The organism is Vibrio navarrensis (assembly GCF_000764325.1).
In the GTDB taxonomy this organism is placed as follows: Bacteria; Pseudomonadota; Gammaproteobacteria; order Enterobacterales; family Vibrionaceae; genus Vibrio; species Vibrio navarrensis.
Genome location: NZ_JMCG01000002.1, coordinates 814,863 through 831,043 on the forward strand (window position 1 = coordinate 814,863; position 16,181 = coordinate 831,043).

Annotated in this window: 17 protein-coding genes and 1 other RNA gene; 9 read left to right on the forward strand and 9 right to left on the reverse strand. The window is 48.2% G+C overall.

Going from position 1 to position 16,181, the window contains the following annotated elements; translation table 11 throughout:
- The first annotated feature begins 35 nt into the window (after nt 1-35).
- From ygfZ to EA26_RS18055, 3 genes are all read left to right on the forward strand, one after another.
- Complete coding sequence (gene ygfZ, locus EA26_RS18045; RefSeq protein ID WP_039430499.1) at nt 36-1,010, forward strand: tRNA-modifying protein YgfZ; 975 nt, start codon at nt 36-38, stop codon at nt 1,008-1,010.
- Nucleotides 1,003-1,491 (forward strand): aminoacyl-tRNA deacylase, encoded by a 489-nt coding sequence (locus tag EA26_RS18050; protein ID WP_039430500.1) that lies wholly within the window; start codon nt 1,003-1,005, stop codon nt 1,489-1,491. Before ygfZ ends, EA26_RS18050 begins: the two co-directional genes overlap by 8 nt.
- Before the next feature lie 571 nt (nt 1,492-2,062).
- Nucleotides 2,063-2,269 carry a DUF1107 domain-containing protein gene (locus EA26_RS18055; RefSeq protein ID WP_039430501.1) on the forward strand — a complete coding sequence of 69 codons (207 nt, stop codon included), beginning with the start codon at nt 2,063-2,065 and terminating at the stop codon, nt 2,267-2,269.
- Nucleotides 2,270-2,340: 71 nt separating this feature from the next.
- Here EA26_RS18055 and EA26_RS18060 read toward each other — a convergent pair whose 3' ends face one another.
- Genes EA26_RS18060 through EA26_RS18070 form a run of 3 tightly spaced genes read right to left on the reverse strand, consistent with a single transcriptional unit; the run spans nt 2,341 to nt 5,344 of the window.
- On the reverse strand, nt 2,341-3,564 hold the full coding sequence (locus tag EA26_RS18060; RefSeq protein WP_039430502.1) for an FAD-dependent 2-octaprenylphenol hydroxylase: 1,224 nt from the start codon (nt 3,562-3,564) through the stop codon (nt 2,341-2,343).
- Between the two features lie 14 nt (nt 3,565-3,578).
- Nucleotides 3,579-4,757: a 2-octaprenyl-6-methoxyphenyl hydroxylase gene (gene ubiH / locus EA26_RS18065; RefSeq protein ID WP_039430503.1), complete on the reverse strand. Its 1,179-nt coding sequence runs from the start codon at nt 4,755-4,757 to the stop codon at nt 3,579-3,581.
- An 11-nt stretch (nt 4,758-4,768) separates the two neighbouring features.
- The gene (locus EA26_RS18070; protein WP_039430504.1) at nt 4,769-5,344 is read right to left on the reverse strand and encodes a YecA/YgfB family protein; all 576 of its coding nucleotides are present in this window, start codon (nt 5,342-5,344) and stop codon (nt 4,769-4,771) included.
- A 247-nt stretch (nt 5,345-5,591) separates the two neighbouring features.
- Between EA26_RS18070 and EA26_RS18080 the strand changes: the two genes are divergently transcribed.
- From EA26_RS18080 to serA, 5 genes are all read left to right on the forward strand, one after another.
- On the forward strand, nt 5,592-5,903 hold the full coding sequence (locus EA26_RS18080; RefSeq protein WP_039430506.1) for a cell division protein ZapA: 312 nt from the start codon (nt 5,592-5,594) through the stop codon (nt 5,901-5,903).
- A 4-nt stretch (nt 5,904-5,907) separates the two neighbouring features.
- Nucleotides 5,908-6,092: non-coding RNA, 6S RNA (gene ssrS, locus EA26_RS21230), on the forward strand.
- 4 nt (nt 6,093-6,096) lie between these two features.
- Complete coding sequence (locus tag EA26_RS18085) at nt 6,097-6,696, forward strand: 5-formyltetrahydrofolate cyclo-ligase (protein ID WP_039430507.1); 600 nt, start codon at nt 6,097-6,099, stop codon at nt 6,694-6,696.
- A 54-nt stretch (nt 6,697-6,750) separates the two neighbouring features.
- A complete protein-coding gene (gene rpiA / locus EA26_RS18090; RefSeq protein WP_039430508.1) occupies nt 6,751-7,407 on the forward strand; it encodes a ribose-5-phosphate isomerase RpiA in 657 nt (218 codons plus the stop codon).
- 259 nt (nt 7,408-7,666) lie between these two features.
- Nucleotides 7,667-8,896: a phosphoglycerate dehydrogenase gene (gene serA, locus EA26_RS18095; protein ID WP_039430509.1), complete on the forward strand. Its 1,230-nt coding sequence runs from the start codon at nt 7,667-7,669 to the stop codon at nt 8,894-8,896.
- A 67-nt stretch (nt 8,897-8,963) separates the two neighbouring features.
- Here the strand turns inward: serA and EA26_RS18100 are convergent, their stop codons facing one another.
- Both EA26_RS18100 and EA26_RS18105 read right to left on the reverse strand, forming a co-directional pair.
- Entirely contained in the window at nt 8,964-9,659 is a 696-nt protein-coding gene (locus tag EA26_RS18100; protein ID WP_039430510.1) for an oxidative stress defense protein, read from the reverse strand.
- Between the two features lie 121 nt (nt 9,660-9,780).
- Nucleotides 9,781-10,677 (reverse strand): LysR family transcriptional regulator ArgP, encoded by an 897-nt coding sequence (locus EA26_RS18105; protein WP_039430511.1) that lies wholly within the window; start codon nt 10,675-10,677, stop codon nt 9,781-9,783.
- 133 nt (nt 10,678-10,810) lie between these two features.
- Here EA26_RS18105 and EA26_RS18110 point away from each other — a divergent pair, with 133 nt between their 5' ends.
- Nucleotides 10,811-11,440 (forward strand): LysE/ArgO family amino acid transporter, encoded by a 630-nt coding sequence (locus tag EA26_RS18110; protein WP_039430512.1) that lies wholly within the window; start codon nt 10,811-10,813, stop codon nt 11,438-11,440.
- 89 nt (nt 11,441-11,529) lie between these two features.
- Here EA26_RS18110 and mscS read toward each other — a convergent pair whose 3' ends face one another.
- The 4 genes from mscS to epd form a co-directional block, all read right to left on the reverse strand.
- Nucleotides 11,530-12,393, reverse strand: coding sequence for a small-conductance mechanosensitive channel MscS (gene mscS, locus EA26_RS18115; protein ID WP_039430513.1), 864 nt, complete (start codon nt 12,391-12,393; stop codon nt 11,530-11,532).
- A gap of 213 nt (nt 12,394-12,606) precedes the next feature.
- Nucleotides 12,607-13,683 (reverse strand): class II fructose-bisphosphate aldolase, encoded by a 1,077-nt coding sequence (gene fbaA, locus EA26_RS18120; protein WP_039430514.1) that lies wholly within the window; start codon nt 13,681-13,683, stop codon nt 12,607-12,609.
- 156 nt (nt 13,684-13,839) lie between these two features.
- Complete coding sequence (locus EA26_RS18125) at nt 13,840-15,003, reverse strand: phosphoglycerate kinase (RefSeq protein WP_039430515.1); 1,164 nt, start codon at nt 15,001-15,003, stop codon at nt 13,840-13,842.
- Nucleotides 15,004-15,150: 147 nt separating this feature from the next.
- On the reverse strand, nt 15,151-16,176 hold the full coding sequence (gene epd / locus EA26_RS18130) for an erythrose-4-phosphate dehydrogenase (protein ID WP_039431673.1): 1,026 nt from the start codon (nt 16,174-16,176) through the stop codon (nt 15,151-15,153).
- Nucleotides 16,177-16,181 lie beyond the last annotated feature (5 nt).

The window sequence follows — 16,181 nt, forward strand, 5'->3', positions numbered from 1 at the left end:
TCGCATTACCAACTGTATTGATAGGTATTTTTCTTATGCAATGGAAGAATCTGTTCTCCCGCCTCGAATTGAGCAGCAGCGAAGCGTTGCCAGAATTGGCGGTCAGCCTACTGGACAATCTAAGCCTAGTAACCATCACTGGCAACGACAAAAAATCGTACCTACAAGGTCAAGTGACTTGCGATGTGGTCTCGCTGCAAGCGGATCAAGTCGTTTGGGGTGGACACTGCGATGCCAAAGGCAAACTTTGGTCGACCTTTCGTCTGTTTCATTTTCAAGATGGCTACGCCATGCTGCAAGACCAATCTGCCGTTGAGGTTGAACTGCAAGAGCTGAAGAAATACGCCATTTTTTCCAAAGTTGACATGCAAATCAGCGAGAAAGTATTACTTGGGATCAGCGGCATCAAAGCAACAGATTGCATCGACTCACTTAGCGGTGAGGCGCGCGGAGCACTGCGTGCATTGGAGAACGCCACCGCCGTGCAACTGACGGACAAACAGTGGCTTTTGATCGTTGAACCAGAAGCAGTCGAAAGTCTCTTGGCCAAGTTCAATGCCCCTTTAACCACGCATTCGCTCTGGGATTTGTATGACATTTTACAGGCAGCGCCGCGCATTCCCCTATCCGCTCAAGGTGAACATATTCCACAAGCGGTCAATCTGCAGGCTGTGGGCGGGATAAGCTTTAAGAAAGGCTGTTACACCGGGCAAGAAACCGTCGCTCGTGCCAAATATCGCGGCATCAACAAACGCGCGATGTATATCGTCTCTGGCGACTGTCCGCTCGCACTGAACGCACAGCTGCCGATTACGCTCGAACGCAGCGTAGGAGAAAACTGGCGTAAAGCAGGCGAGCTAATGCACTGCTATCAATTTAGTGACCAACAAGCGTTAGGCCTGATGGTGTTGCCAAACGACCTCGCTCCAGAGACAGAACTTCGCCTCGCAGAGCAGCCTGAGACTCGCTGGCGCATCCTGCCACTGCCCTATTCACTTGCTGATGAGTGATTTCATCGCTACCGCGCTCACGCAGTATCTCCAACAGCAGCAGGTGAGTTATCACCTGCTTCACCACCAAAGGCCTGCGACTAGCATTGAAGACGCGGCTCAACAAAGAGGGATTCGCCCGGCACAGATGGTAAAATGCATTTTACTGCGAGATATGAGCGACCGCTATGTGTTGGCCTGTGCCCCCGGCGATCGCAGCGTTGATCCGAAAAAAGTTCGCGCACTGTTCGGTTATCGGCGCATGACGTGTGTCGACAAAGCCGAGGTGGCCGAAATCACTGGCTATGAGATTGGCACGGTGACACCTTTGCTATTAAAGACCAACATGCCAATCGTGTTCGACTCAACCCTACTGAGCGAGCCATGGGTGACGATCAGCAGCGGCAATTTGATGGCAGGGCTCAAACTGGAACTGAAAAGTTTACTCTCACTTTGCCAACCGCAACTGGCTGCCATCTGTCGGGAGCCGGGCGACCTCTGATTTTGAGATGCAAACAATGTGAACATCTTCACAATTTATTGACTAGCATCACAACTAAAGAAATCTTATATGGAATCTTTAGTCATTTAAAAAACATAAATAGTCACAAAGATTAAATTAGGCTACTCTGATTTGGCTGAGTGAGTTTCGTACAAAAACCATCTCAGCCTAAGTGAATCCACTGACACTGTTCAGTAAATCCACTTTTGTGTAATGCATCTGTGACTATTCGCCCGCTGCTGCGGGCTTTTTTTCTTTTCTTTCCTGCTCAGCTTCGCGTAACAAAAAAATATCAACTATTCTTATTTCTGTAACAAAACCATTGCCTAATACGGCGCGTATAAGTCAAGGTAGCGTGGCTCTCGTGTCAGTTACAGATGCTCAGATGAGCGTAAATACTGTTTTTGGGGTAGATATCACTAAATTGATCCAACTGACTTTTAAAACCGCCAATGACAGCACAATTATCTGAATGAATAATACTTAGCTCTATTTTGACCTGCACATATCACATTATTCAAATACGCCAATCGATATAATGATGGTGCAGATTGAGAAAAAGGAGACCTATATGAGACTGTTTAAGCGCTATACGCCGGGTATGATAGCCAAGCATGTAAGTCGTCTTTTTAAGGGAAGAATTTATATCTATGGTGTGGGCAAGTTTGAGTTTGATAACGGAAAACTCATCTTGCCTGAGAAAGCGGATAAAAAACATTATCAGACTGTCAAAGAAGTGAATCAGGAAATTATGCGGCTTCGATGCGCCTATGCTTAGCATCGTGATTGAATCAAAAAGAAGGGCTGGAGAACCAGCCCTTTTGCATTTTTATGCGCAACCACTTGCATTTAATTGTGCGTCACAGACGTACGTGCCAGATCAGGCAATTCTCCTTTCAAACCTAACGCATACTGCATGATTTCACCCTTGGCTCCCGGCAGTTTTCCCGCCACCGTCATCCCCACGCCACGTAACAATTTTTTCAGTGGGTTTTGCCCAGCAAACAGGTCACGAAAGCCTTGCATCGCGGCGATCATTTTTGCCGCTTCAGCTTTGCGCCAGCGCTCGTAACGGCGCAAATTGCGCTGAGCACCAATATCTTGACCACTGCGCCACAACGCCAGCACCTCTTGGGCTAAGCTCGCTGCATCCAACAATCCAAGATTGACCCCTTGCCCAGCCAAAGGGTGAATGGTGTGCGCCGCATCGCCCACCAGCGCGACCCGTTCACGCACAAAATCGCGTGCATAGCGCATTTTCAGTGGCACAGCAAAGCGCTCACCAACCACTTCACACAGCCCTAAACGCACATCAAACTCACTGGTCAGTGCTTTATTAAACTGCTCATCACTCAATGCCATTAGGGCTTGCGCTCTATCCGGTTCACAGGACCAAACGATCGAGCTCATGTCGCCTTGAGACATAGGTAAAAAGGCCAAGGGGCCATCGGGGGTAAAGATTTGTCGCGCCACGCTGTCATGCGCTTCCATGGTGCGCACATTTGCCACAATCGCGGTGTGGCCGTAGTCCCAGTGGGTTAGTGGAATATCTTGCTGCTGCCTGACCCAAGAGTTAGCGCCATCAGCCCCGACCACCAACTTGGCCGTCAACGCCTGGCCATTATCAAGCGAAAGCCAAACCTCGCTTTCCCCCACCGCCATAGAGTGACATTGCGCCGGCATTAAAAGCGTCACGTTATCCATTTTTTCCACCTGCTCTAGCAGAGCCAGCTGGATAACACGATTTTCTACAATGTGACCAAGGTTGTCCTGCGCCATGCTCGCTGCGTCAAAATTGATGTGGGCGAAGCTGTCTTGCTCCCACACTTCCATCGACTGATAAGCCGCCGCACGGCGTTCAATAATACCTTGCCAAGCACCGAGTTTACGCAACATGATTTCGCTCGAACGACTCAGCGCCGATACACGCACATCGGGCAGCTCACCAAGTTGTGTTTCTGGCACTCGGCCTTCAATGACTGCAACGCGCAGCTCGCTCTCTTTGAAGGCGGCGGCTAACGCCAGTCCGACCATGCCACCACCAATGATGGCAATATCTACACTTTGCATCATGCTTTGTTTACTCGTTATCGGCTCACCAGCCCTAAAGTCTGGCGAAGTAAAGGTTGTTTTAACAGCGAAAGATTGTCCATCAACCCTAAGCCAAGATTACGCCCGAGGCGCAAGCTAAGGTAATCATTGGAAAAAATATGCACTAAGGCACTTGTCATTTGAATCGTATTACTGCGGTCTGCTGCTCGTCTTTGCTTGAAGCGCATCAGTGTTGGGTAAGCGCCAGCATCTTGCGCTGAATTGACAATTTCTTCAGCCAAGCTGGCGACATCACGGATGCCCAAATTAAACCCTTGACCTGCGATTGGATGCAAGGTTTGTGCAGCGTTGCCCACCACGGCAAAGCGGTGGGAAATGTTTTGCGTTCTATGGTGCAATACCAATGGATAGCTCGCACGTTGCCCCACTCGTTTGAATGCGCCTAAACGCCAGCCAAACGCCTGTTGCAACTGGCCGAGAAACTCGCTGTCAGACAACGCCATGACTCGCGCCGCCTCTTGCGGTGGCAAGCACCAGACTAATGACATGCGATTGTCAGACATCGGGAGTAGAGCCAGCGGGCCATGTTCAGTAAAGCGCTCAAACGCCCGACCGAGATGCGACTCCTGAGTAACAATATTGGCAATGATCGCGGTTTGCTGGAAATCGTGCTTTTGCAAGGCGAGGCCAAGTTGCTCACAGCAAGACGAGATTGCCCCATCGGCGGCGACCAACAAACGCGAGGTCAGCGATTGGCCACTTTGCAACGTCAACTGAACTTGTTGCGAGTCACGCTGCACATCGATAACGGCATCAGGCAGATAAACGTCAATCGACGGATGATGTTGTAGCCGCTGCTGATAAAATCGCCCAACGTCGGCCAATTCCACCACATAGCCTAACGCCTCCCCCCCCACTTCTTGCACGCCAATGTCCGTCATGCCCGCATGCGAACGGTCAGAAACGTGAATATGGCGGATCGGCGTGGCAAAAGGCAACATCTCGTCCCAAAGAGCAAAATGTTTCAATAAGGTAACGGTACCAAATGAGAGCGCAATCGAGCGCGAATCAAAGCCGGGGTGGGATTGTGTCTCTACCGCATGAGGCTCAACCACCGCCACACGTAATCTATCCCCACTCAAATGGGCAATAGCCAAAGCCAAAGTGGCTCCTGCCATCGCACCGCCCGCAATCACAACATCATATTGCGCCATCGCCTACTCCATCAGTGAATCGTTGGGTTATCTTGCTTCTCAGCTTTCGCGCCGAATTCTGCATGGATGATCAAAGCGCACGCTTTAACGTGCTCAATCACCTGTTCGAGCAGTTCAGCTTGTTCCACTAAATCGTCTTCTTCGTCGATACCGAGGCGGGCAATTTCTTCCATGTCTGACAGCGCTTCTTTCGCCACTGTCGACGCTTGGTTCACTTTTGCCCCAGCAAGACCAAGGCCTGAAATAAAGTGGTTCACCCAATCAGACAAGCCATCAGCCAAAGCAAACAGTGCCTCGTCTCTTGATTCATCTGGTAAGAGTAGATTTAGCTCGATCTCACTACTGGTCAGTTCGGCACTGGTCGCTTTAAAGAGATTCTCGGCCAACGTTAACGCTTCACTTGGCCATCCCATACCATCATTGGTGTAGTCAAACAGCATTGGCTGCCAACTCAGTGAGTTAAGTGGCAATCCACCGCTCAACATGCCACACAACAAGCCGTGTAACTCAGCAGGCGTCACGGCCAAACTGGCCATTTTTAATAAATCAGACGCTTGTGGATAGTTTGGCAATTGAATTTCACTCATGATTCAGTCTTGTGATGAAAAATTGGTAGCGCCAATCGTACCATTTAGACCGATGGGCGAAAACGACGACGTCACGGTTTTCTGGATAGCAATTAAGCAAATTGTCCAATTACTGTCACTTTGCCATGACATTTCACTCAGAGGCATGGTGAAAAGCTTGAATCTTCATAGCGCTTTACCTATAGTTTGCTCCTCGGTCGTTGTTGAGTACAATACCTAAGTAAACGCGTTACAGAGTTAATTCATCATGAGCAACCAAGCGGTAGACGTTGAAATTCTTGGCAAAATGACCCGTGTCAGCTGTCCGGCAGGGCAAGAACAGGCATTGGTTGCCGCCGCTCAAGATCTCGATCGCCGATTGAAAGAGATGAGTGAACGTACTAAGGTAACTAATGAGACCCAATTGTTGACCTTCGCAGCACTCAACATCTGCTATGAACTCAACAGTAAGTTCAGTGAAGAGAATCAACAACAGCGACTCCTTACTGAACGGATGGAAAAATTGACCGCTTCTATTGATGAAGCCTTAAGTAACGTCAAGCAAGGATTGCATCGCTAAAGAATTTACCCTGGAGTGTTTGTCAGCGGGATTTACGTCCCTGAGCCGATAAGCAACAACCAAGGGTTGGTACTTGATAGCTATTGAGCAAGCTTGGCTCGCACCGAGAAGCCTACGGTTATCATTGCCGATCCGCCTTGAACCAGCTGGTTCAAGGGCTATAATCCGCAACGGCACTCTGGGGTACCCTTTCATGCAGACATTGTCTCGTCAAGATTTTCGCCGCTTAATCCGCACTAAACGCAACGCCCTGTGCAGCGATACTCAATATCAAGCCGCTCTCGATCTTATCCACCAATTTTCTCAGTTAAGCGAGTTGCCGCAAGCGCAGCACATCGCACTCTATCTCTCTTCAGATGGAGAGTTGGATACCTCGCCGCTGATCCACTGGCTGTGGCAACAAGATAAAAACGTCTATCTGCCGGTCATTCATCCTTTCTCTCAAGGACAATTGCTGTTTTTGCATTACACCCCGCAAACTGCTTTAGTCTACAACCGCTATGGCATTCTTGAGCCCAAACTCGACCTAAGGCTGATTCAACCACTGGCAAAATTGGATTTGATTTGCACCCCATTAGTTGGCTTTGATCGCCACGGACATCGTCTCGGCATGGGGGGCGGTTATTATGATCGCACGCTCTCGGGCTGGTTTACTACCGGAGTGGGCGCCAAGCCGATCGGCATTGCTCACGATTGCCAATACGTCGAAGCGTTGCCCGTCGAAGCATGGGATATTCCTTTGCCCAAGATCGTGACTCCAAGCCAGATCTGGCAATGGGAAATCGAGCGCTAACTCGCTATAATCGCGCGGCACCGTTTACCCCCTTCATCAATTCAGGAGATGAGCATGACTCAAGATGAAATGAAAAAAGCCGCTGGTTGGGCAGCACTGAAATATGTAGAGAAAGGCAGTATTGTTGGCGTTGGTACTGGCTCAACCGTTAATCACTTCATCGATGCTCTGGGCACCATGAGCGAAGAGATCAAAGGGGCGGTTTCTAGCTCGGTCGCATCTACCGAGAAACTCGAAGCACTGGGTATTAAAGTGTTTGATTGCAACGAAGTAGCCTCTCTGGATATCTATGTCGACGGCGCTGACGAAATCAACGCTGATCGTGAAATGATCAAAGGCGGCGGCGCCGCGCTCACTCGCGAGAAGATTGTTGCAGCGATTGCCGATAAGTTCATCTGTATCGTTGATGGCACAAAAGCCGTTGATGTACTGGGCACCTTCCCTCTGCCTGTTGAAGTGATCCCAATGGCTCGCTCTTATGTCGCTCGTCAGCTCGTTAAGCTTGGTGGTGACCCTTGCTACCGCGAAGGTGTTATCACCGACAACGGTAACGTGATCCTCGATGTCTACGGAATGAAGATCACCAACCCTAAAGAGCTAGAGAGCCAAATCAATGGTATCGCTGGCGTGGTCACTGTTGGTTTGTTTGCTCATCGCGGTGCCGATGTGGTGATCACGGGTACACCACAAGGGGCAAAAATCGAGGAATAATTCGCTGGCTTTGTGCTTATTTCCGTTATTTGCTTACAGACGGTGCCTTAGGGCACCGTTTTTTATCACTTTCACTAAGAAAATTATCTCTTATTCCGTAATTTTCTTACCCAAAGCAAATTTTTTTTGTTACTTTATTGAACAGAAGACGCACAAGGAAACGTTTGTCCTATAACAAAACTGTTAATTTTATCACTTTTAGCCGTTTTGCCGCATGTGCGCCACATTAGCCCACCTTTCCATTTTAAGGACGATAACAATGGCCAAAGTTTCACTGGAAAAAGACAAAATTAAGATCTTACTTCTTGAAGGCCTTCACCCATCTTCGGTAGAAGTACTCCAATCCGCTGGTTATACCAATATCGAGTACCACAAAGGTTCTCTTTCAGAAGAAAAACTTATCGAAGCGGTTAAAGATGCGCACTTCATCGGCATTCGCTCCCGTACCAACCTAACCGCAGAAGTGATCAATGCAGCACAAAAGCTGGTTGCGATTGGTTGTTTCTGTATCGGTACCAACCAAGTAGACCTTAATGCAGCGGCCAAACGTGGTATTCCAGTGTTCAACGCGCCGTTTTCCAATACCCGCAGCGTAGCGGAACTTGTCCTTGGGCAAATTCTCCTGTTACTACGTGGCATTCCTGAGAAAAATGCGCTGGCACATCGTGGTATTTGGAAAAAAAGTGCGGACAATTCCTATGAAGCGCGTGGTAAACGCCTAGGTATTATCGGCTACGGCCACATTGGCACTCAGCTGGGCATTATTGCTGAAAACCTAGGGATGCGCGTTTACTTCTACGATATTGAAAACAAGCTTTCGCTAGGTAACGCGACGCAAGTGCACACTATGAGCGAGCTGCTTAACAAGTGTGATGTAATTTCGCTGCACGTACCCGAAACCCCAGATACCAAAGATATGATGGGAGCGGAAGAGTTCGCGCGCATGAAGCCAGGCTCTATATTCATCAACGCCGCACGCGGTACTGTGGTGGACATTGAAGCACTCTGTCACGCCTTGGAATCGGGCCATTTGGCTGGTGCGGCTATCGATGTATTCCCAGTGGAGCCGGCAACCAACGCCGAGCCTTTTGAATCACCACTGCAAAAATTCGACAACGTCATCCTCACCCCGCACGTCGGCGGTTCGACGCAGGAAGCGCAGGAAAACATCGGCGTTGAAGTGGCAGGCAAACTGGCTAAGTACTCTGACAACGGCTCAACACTGTCTAGTGTGAACTTCCCTGAGGTTTCTCTGCCAGAACATCGCAGTTGTTCACGTCTGCTGCACATCCACCAAAACCGTCCGGGTATTCTGACGCAAATCAACACCATTTTTGCCAAAGAAGGGATCAACATCGCGGGTCAGTATCTACAGACCTCGGCTGATATCGGTTATGTGGTGATTGACGTTGAAACAGAACGCTCTGAAGAAGCGCTGGTGAAACTAAAAGAGATTGAAGGCACGATCCGCGCGCGCATTCTGCACTAATCTTACATTCACGAGAAATCATACCAAAGGGCAGATTCTTCTGCCCTTTACTTTTGCCACTTCGCTTTTATTCCGCGAGCTGATAGATCACATCCACCTGATCACGAATGATCAAACTGGAGTCTTGATAACTGTTTGACTCCGCTTTTGCATCCATCGCCATAGAACGCATCAACACTGGCTGCATATTGGGCTGATTGTAGTTAATCTGCCAGATTTCGCCCAAGTTTTTACCGAAACCTTTCGCCAGTGAACTGGCTTTTTGCCGCGCATCATTAATCGCTTCTAAGCGCGCTTGTTGCTGATATTCTGCTTCATTGCTGACTTTAAGCTCGACACTGTCGATCTGATTGATCCCTGCATTGAGCGCCAGATCTAAATAGTTATTGAGCGCCGAGAGGTCGTCGACTTGCACCGTGACGCTGCGTGAAGCGCGATAGCCAATAAGTTCCGGCTTGGCATTGTTTGGATAGTGATACTGCGGAGCAAGATAGAGATTGGAACTGCGAATGCTCTCTTTACCGATGCCAGCTTTATTGAGGCTAGTGAGGAAAGCATCAACCGTACTATCAACCGACTGCTTAGCCGACTCCGCGGTCATGCTAGATTCCACCACTTTTACAGAAAAGACCGCACTGTCGGGAATCGCAACCACTTCACCATAGCCCGTCGTCGAGAGGTGGGCAAAATTCAGCGTATTGGCCAAAGCTGGCGCGCTGGAGATTAGCGCACTCACAAGCAGGTAGGGAGAGAACCGTTTCATTTATCAAACCTTCTATTATCAAACCTTCTATTATCAGACACTTCTGATAATAGAAGGTTTGGCCAATTAACCAATATCTGGCGATGATTTCTTACACAATTTTGACGCGCTCAGCACGTCCCTACTGCGGGAGATGAGCCTGTGCATAGCTGACAATCGCTTGGGAAATTTCTTGCAAAATTCCCGTCTCCAATTGCCAGTGATGCCAGTAAATACGGTTGGAGAGCAGAAAACCCGGAGTAATATCCACCAGTTCGCCCGAGGTCAACTCTCTTTCAATTTGTAATTTGGGGATCAAACAGTAAGCGATGCCCGATACCGCTAAGCGTACAAACGCCTCAGAACTGCCGACGTTATGATTGATCACGCTGTCTCTGGCAATATTGAAATGATCCGCAAGAAACTTACGATGTAAATCATCATACTGATCGTAGGAAACCGCAGGCGCTTTGCTGAGCGTCTGGTAATTCACGCCCTGCTGGAAATAGCGCTGAACAAAGTCCGGACTGGCGACACACACATAGTCCATTCGGCCTAAATAATCGGCTCGACACCCGGTAATTGGCTGAGATTCCAAGCTGATCGCCCCAGCTACTTCGCCACTTTTCAGCTTTTCAATCGAGCGTGACTCACCATAAATGGCCAGATTGAGTTCCACTTGTCGCTGTGTCATCACCTCTTTCAGCGCGGGCAACAGCCATGTTGCGAGGCTGTCAGCGTTGGTGGCCAGAGCCAGCTGCACCGGTCTTGATACGTCGTCGTTCATCAGCTCGGGGATCAACTCATGCTCAAGCAGGCGAATGCGTTGATACAAGCCAATCAGTTTCTTGCCAACGGGGGTCGGTTTAGGTGGCTGCTCGCGAATCAATACTGGCTGGGCAAGGAACTTCTCCAACTGTTTCACTCGCTGGGAGATGGCCGATTGGGAGATAAATAGCTCCTCTGCTGCCCGCTCAAAACCGCCTTGTGTTACCACGGCATTAAGCGCCTCTATCCATTTGTAATCCAATCCGCGCATCCGACTCCCCCACTCTTAATAAGTAATTAGACATTCTTATATATGATTAAAATCATTAATTACACTTATTAAAACAAAAGAGCTACCTTGCTCACATTCTCTTATTCGTATCACTTTTTATCTGAGGTTTACCGTGAATTTCTGGCTGTTATTACAGGGATTTGGCTTAGGCGCGACCATGATTATTCCCATTGGCGCACAAAATGCGTTTGTGCTGAATCAAGGCATTAAAAGACAACATCATTTGACCACAGCGGCTATTTGCAGCGTGCTGGATATGATTTTTATCTCTCTGGGCATTTTTGGTGGCGGCGCGATTTTATCGCAAAATGAGATGCTACTGACTTCCGTCACCTTAGGGGGCATTGCTTTTCTTGCCGTGTACGGTTTCATGTCGCTGCGCAGCGCGCTAAAACCGGGTAACGCTACTGAAAATAAACAGGAGATCACGGCACGCGGGCGTCGTACCGTTATTCTTGGCGCTTTAGCGGTCACAGTACTTAATCCGCACCTCTATTTAGATACCGTAGTGATTCTTGGCTCAATTGGTGGTCAGTTTGAGGGGCACGATCGGATTGCTTTTGCTCTCGGCACCATTTTGGCTTCTTTTGTCTGGTTTTATACCTTATCGATTGGCGCCGCCAAACTCGGCCCAACGTTGTCAAAACCAAAGGTGAAATGCGGGATTGATATGCTGGTGGCCGCCATGATGTTTACTATCGCCTTTGTGCTAACCAAAGGGCTATATCTGCAGTACAGCTAACCTTACGCGCGCGGCATATTTTGTTTCCTGATAAATAAAAAGCGAGGCTTTTCGCCTCGCTTTGCTCTGTTCTCTATCAAGATAACAAGTTAGTTCATTTTGTTCAGGTGCACATCCATTTGCGGGAATGGGATCTCGATACCATTGGCATCCAATGCTTCTTTAATCGCTTGCATATTGTCAAAGTAGACAGGCCAGTAATCGGACCTTTTCACCCAAGGACGCACAACAAAGTTAACCGATGAATCCGCCAGCGTGTGTACCCCAATAGTGATATCTGGATTTTTCAAAATACGCGGATCTTTTTCCAAGGTCTCACGCAGCACCTGTTTGGTTTTCTTCAGATCCGATTTGTAAGAAACGCCAATCACCATATCTACACGACGAGTTTCGTGGCGAGAATAGTTGGTGATTGGTCCGCCAATCACCGATGAGTTAGGTACCACCACCATTTTGTTGTCTGGCGTTTTGAGTACTGTCTGAAAAATCTGGATCGCTTCAACACTGCCTGCAACGCCACCCACTTCAACATAGTCGCCCGACTTGAAAGGACGGAAAGCGACAATCAACACACCTGCTGCAAAGTTGGACAAGGAACCTTGCAAAGCCAAACCAATCGCTAAACCGGCGGCACCAATCACAGCCACCACGGAAGCTGTTTGCACACCAAGACGACCAAGAGCAGCAATCAGCACAATCACAAACAAGAGATAACGCACTAAGCCGTGAATGAACTGCACGACTGCCTTATCCATCTGTTTGCTTTCGAGCACTTTCGCGACGCTGTTTGCCACCGCTTTCACTATCATGTTACCAATGAACAGAATAATGATGGCGGAGATAATATTCACGCCGTATTGAATAAATAGGTCTGAGTTGTTCGTCAGCCAAGTTTCAGCCTGTGCCAGACTGTCTACAAGTGGAGTTTCAATCCCCACAGATTCACCTGCCATAATTTCTTTCCTCAATCTGTTACGAGCCTGTATGTATACGTGGCTATTTAGCGTGCCATTGATACGACAATGCTCCGCAAGGCAGCACTCATATCAATCTGTACAAGGTTAAGCAATTCTCGTCATATGTGCCAGAAATTTCACCATAAGTGATTAACAAGCATAAAAAAACCCGCTCAAATGAGCGGGCTTTTAGCAAAAATTTGCAACGAATTATAGTACGTCTACTGCGTTCAGGTCAGCAAAGGCTTTCTCAAGACGAGCAACCATAGAAGCTTGGCCAGCACGTAGCCATACGCGTGGATCGTAGTACTTCTTGTTCGGCGCATCTTCACCCGTTGGGTTGCCGATTTGACCTTGTAGGTAATCGTGGTTTTCTGCTTCGTACTTACGGATACCGTCCCAAGTTGCCCACTGAGTATCGGTATCGATGTTCATTTTGATCACACCGTAAGAGATAGACTCTTTGATTTCTGCTTCAGTAGAACCAGAACCGCCGTGGAATACGAAGTTCAGAGAGTTCGCTGGAAGACCGAATTTCTCAGAAACGTACGCTTGAGAATCACGTAGGATAGTTGGAGTCAGAACAACGTTACCTGGCTTGTAAACGCCGTGTACGTTACCGAAAGAAGCCGCGATAGTGAAACGGTGGCTCACTGCGTTCAGTTTCTCGTATGCGTAAGCAACGTCTTCAGGAGAAGTGTACAGCTCAGAAGAATCCATATCTGAGTTATCAACGCCATCTTCTTCACCACCAGTACAACCCAGTTCGATCTCGATTGTCATGTTCATTTTCGCCATGCGCTCTAGATATTTAGCACAGGTTTCAACGTTCTCTTCTAGAGACTCTTCAGACAGGTCTAGCATGTGAGAAGAGAATAGAGGCTTACCAGTTTGAGCGAAGAACTCTTCACCAGCGTCTAGCAGACCGTCGATCCATGGTAGAAGTTTCTTAGCCGCGTGGTCAGTGTGCAGAATCACTGGCACACCGTATGCTTCAGCGACAGCGTGAACGTATTTCGCGCCCGCTACTGCACCAAGAATTTGTGCACCTTGACCTTCCAGTTTAACGCCTTTACCTGCGAAGAAAGCCGCGCCACCGTTAGAGAACTGAACGATAACTGGTGCTTTCACTTTCGCAGCCGCTTCTAGTACACCGTTAACAGAATCTGTGTTCACACAGTTCACTGCTGGAAGAGCGAAGTTGTTCTCTTTAGCTACTTGAAATACTTTTTGTACGTCATCACCAGAGATAACACCAGGTTTTACGAAATCGAAGATCTTAGACATGGATGGAATCCTATTTATCTGTCGTTTTAAAAACAAAACTTGTTAAGTTTAAATTCTTGCAAACGTTTGCTCACAACGGGCGTCATTCTAGCAGAAGAAACCTGCGCATGCAGCAAACAAGAAAGCGGGAGATTTCTCCCGCCCTCGACATATTGATTAAGCTTTAGCGCGTGCTTCTAGCATTTCAACCGCTGGAAGTACTTTACCCTCTACGAACTCAAGGAACGCACCGCCGCCAGTAGAGATGTATGATACGTCGGCTTTGATACCGAACTTGTCGATCGCCGCTAGCGTGTCACCACCGCCAGCAACAGAGAATGCTGGAGACTTAGCGATCGCTTCAGAAATGCCTTTTGTGCCCGCTTCAAAGTTTTTGAATTCGAATACGCCTACTGGGCCGTTCCAAAGAATGGTTTTCGCTTTTGCGATGATTTCCGCTAGTGCTGCCGTTGAATCTGGACCTAGGTCGAAGATCATGTCATCGTCTTGAACTTCAGAAACGTGTTTGATTTCTGCTTCTGCGTTCTCATCGAATGCTTTTGCACATGCTACGTCAGTGGCAACAGGAATTGCACACTCTTTCATCAGTTTTTGTGCAGTTTCAACTAGGTCTGCTTCGTACAGAGATTTACCTACATTGTGGCCTTCTGCTGCGATGAAAGTATTAGCGATACCACCACCAACAACCAGTTGGTCAGCGATTTTTGATAGCGATTCAAGCACTGTCAGTTTGGTAGACACTTTAGAACCACCAACGATAGCGACTAGAGGACGCTCTGGGTTGCTCATCGCTTTGCCTAGCGCTTCAAGTTCAGCAGCCAGTAGAGGGCCTGCACACGCGACTTCTGCAAACATACCAACGCCGTGCGTTGATGCTTGCGCACGGTGAGCGGTACCGAATGCATCCATTACAAATACGTCACACAGTGCCGCGTATTTCTTAGAAAGTTCTTCGTCGTTCTTCTTCTCGCCTTTGTTAAAGCGAACGTTTTCAAGAACAACCAATTCACCAGCGTTTAGCTCAAGACCGTCTAGGTAGTCTTTCGCCAGTTTCACTTCGCAATCTAGCGCGTCGTTTAGGTAGTTCACAACAGGTTGTAGAGAGAATTCTTCTGCGTATTCACCTTCCGTTGGACGGCCTAGGTGAGATGTAACCATCACTTTCGCGCCTGCTTCTAGGCACAGTTTGATCGTTGGCAGAGATGCGATGATACGTGCATCTGAAGTGACTTTGCCATCTTTTACTGGCACGTTTAGGTCAGCACGGATAAATACACGTTTACCTGCGAGATCCAGGTCAGTCATCTTGATTACAGACATGTTGTGTCCTCTCAAATATTAAAAATAAAGTTTTTGAAAACTCGGCAACCCTGCCAAGCCTGTTAATTCTTTAAACTGGTCTTGATATGGAGTTACTAGCAATTTATTTCAAGCCTAGAAATAAATTTTCTCCGCGGCGACTAAAGACTACTTAGCCGCCTGCATTGCGAGCGCAGTATCCAGCATGCGATTCGCAAAGCCCCATTCGTTATCGCACCACACCAGCATTTTCACCAAATGCCCGTTACTGACTCGTGTCTGCGTTCCATCCACAATCGCACTATGAGGGTCGTGGTTGAAATCGATGGAAACCAATGGCGCTTCAGTATAGTCAACAATGCCATGTAATGTACACTGAGACGCCTTCACTATGGTTTGATTTACGTCATTAACTTTCACATTTGTATTAATTGTGACGCTCAAATCCATCGCAGTGACGTTGACTGTCGGTACTCGCACCGAAATAGCTTCAAATTTGTTGGAAAATTTCGGGAATATTCTTTCAATTCCTTTATGCAACTTGGTGTCAACTGGAATAATGGACTGGCTGGCAGCGCGAGTACGGCGTAGATCGGTGTGGTAGGCGTCAATCACCTGTTGATCGTTCATTGAGGAGTGAATGGTAGTGATGGTCCCAGATTCAATGCCAAAAGCATCATCGAGAGCCTTAATAATTGGCACGATGCAGTTGGTAGTGCAAGAGCCGTTAGACACGACTTTATGCTGCGCGGTCAGCGTTTGATGATTGACGCCATAGATGATGGTGTTGTCCACATCATTCGCGCCGGGATGAGAAAACAGCACTTTCTTCGCGCCCGCTTTGATGTGCTCTTGACCATCGGCTTGCGAGCCGTATACGCCAGTACAATCAAGCACTAAATCGACGTCTAAATCGCGCCAAGGGAGTAAATCGATCTCGGCTAGATGAAGAATACGCACCGTATCCATGTCACCGTTGCTGTGATGAATGTAAATGTGTTCTTGGTCATTGCTGATTTTCTTACCAAAACGACCATGCGAGGTGTCGTATTGTAGCAAATGGGCCATGGCATCCGGCTGGGCCAGTTCGTTAACCGCCACCACCTTGATCTGCTGATGCTTACCGCTCTCATACACAGCTCTTAAAACATTACGACCGATACGTCCAAATCCATTGATCGCAACTTTTAGCATAATTC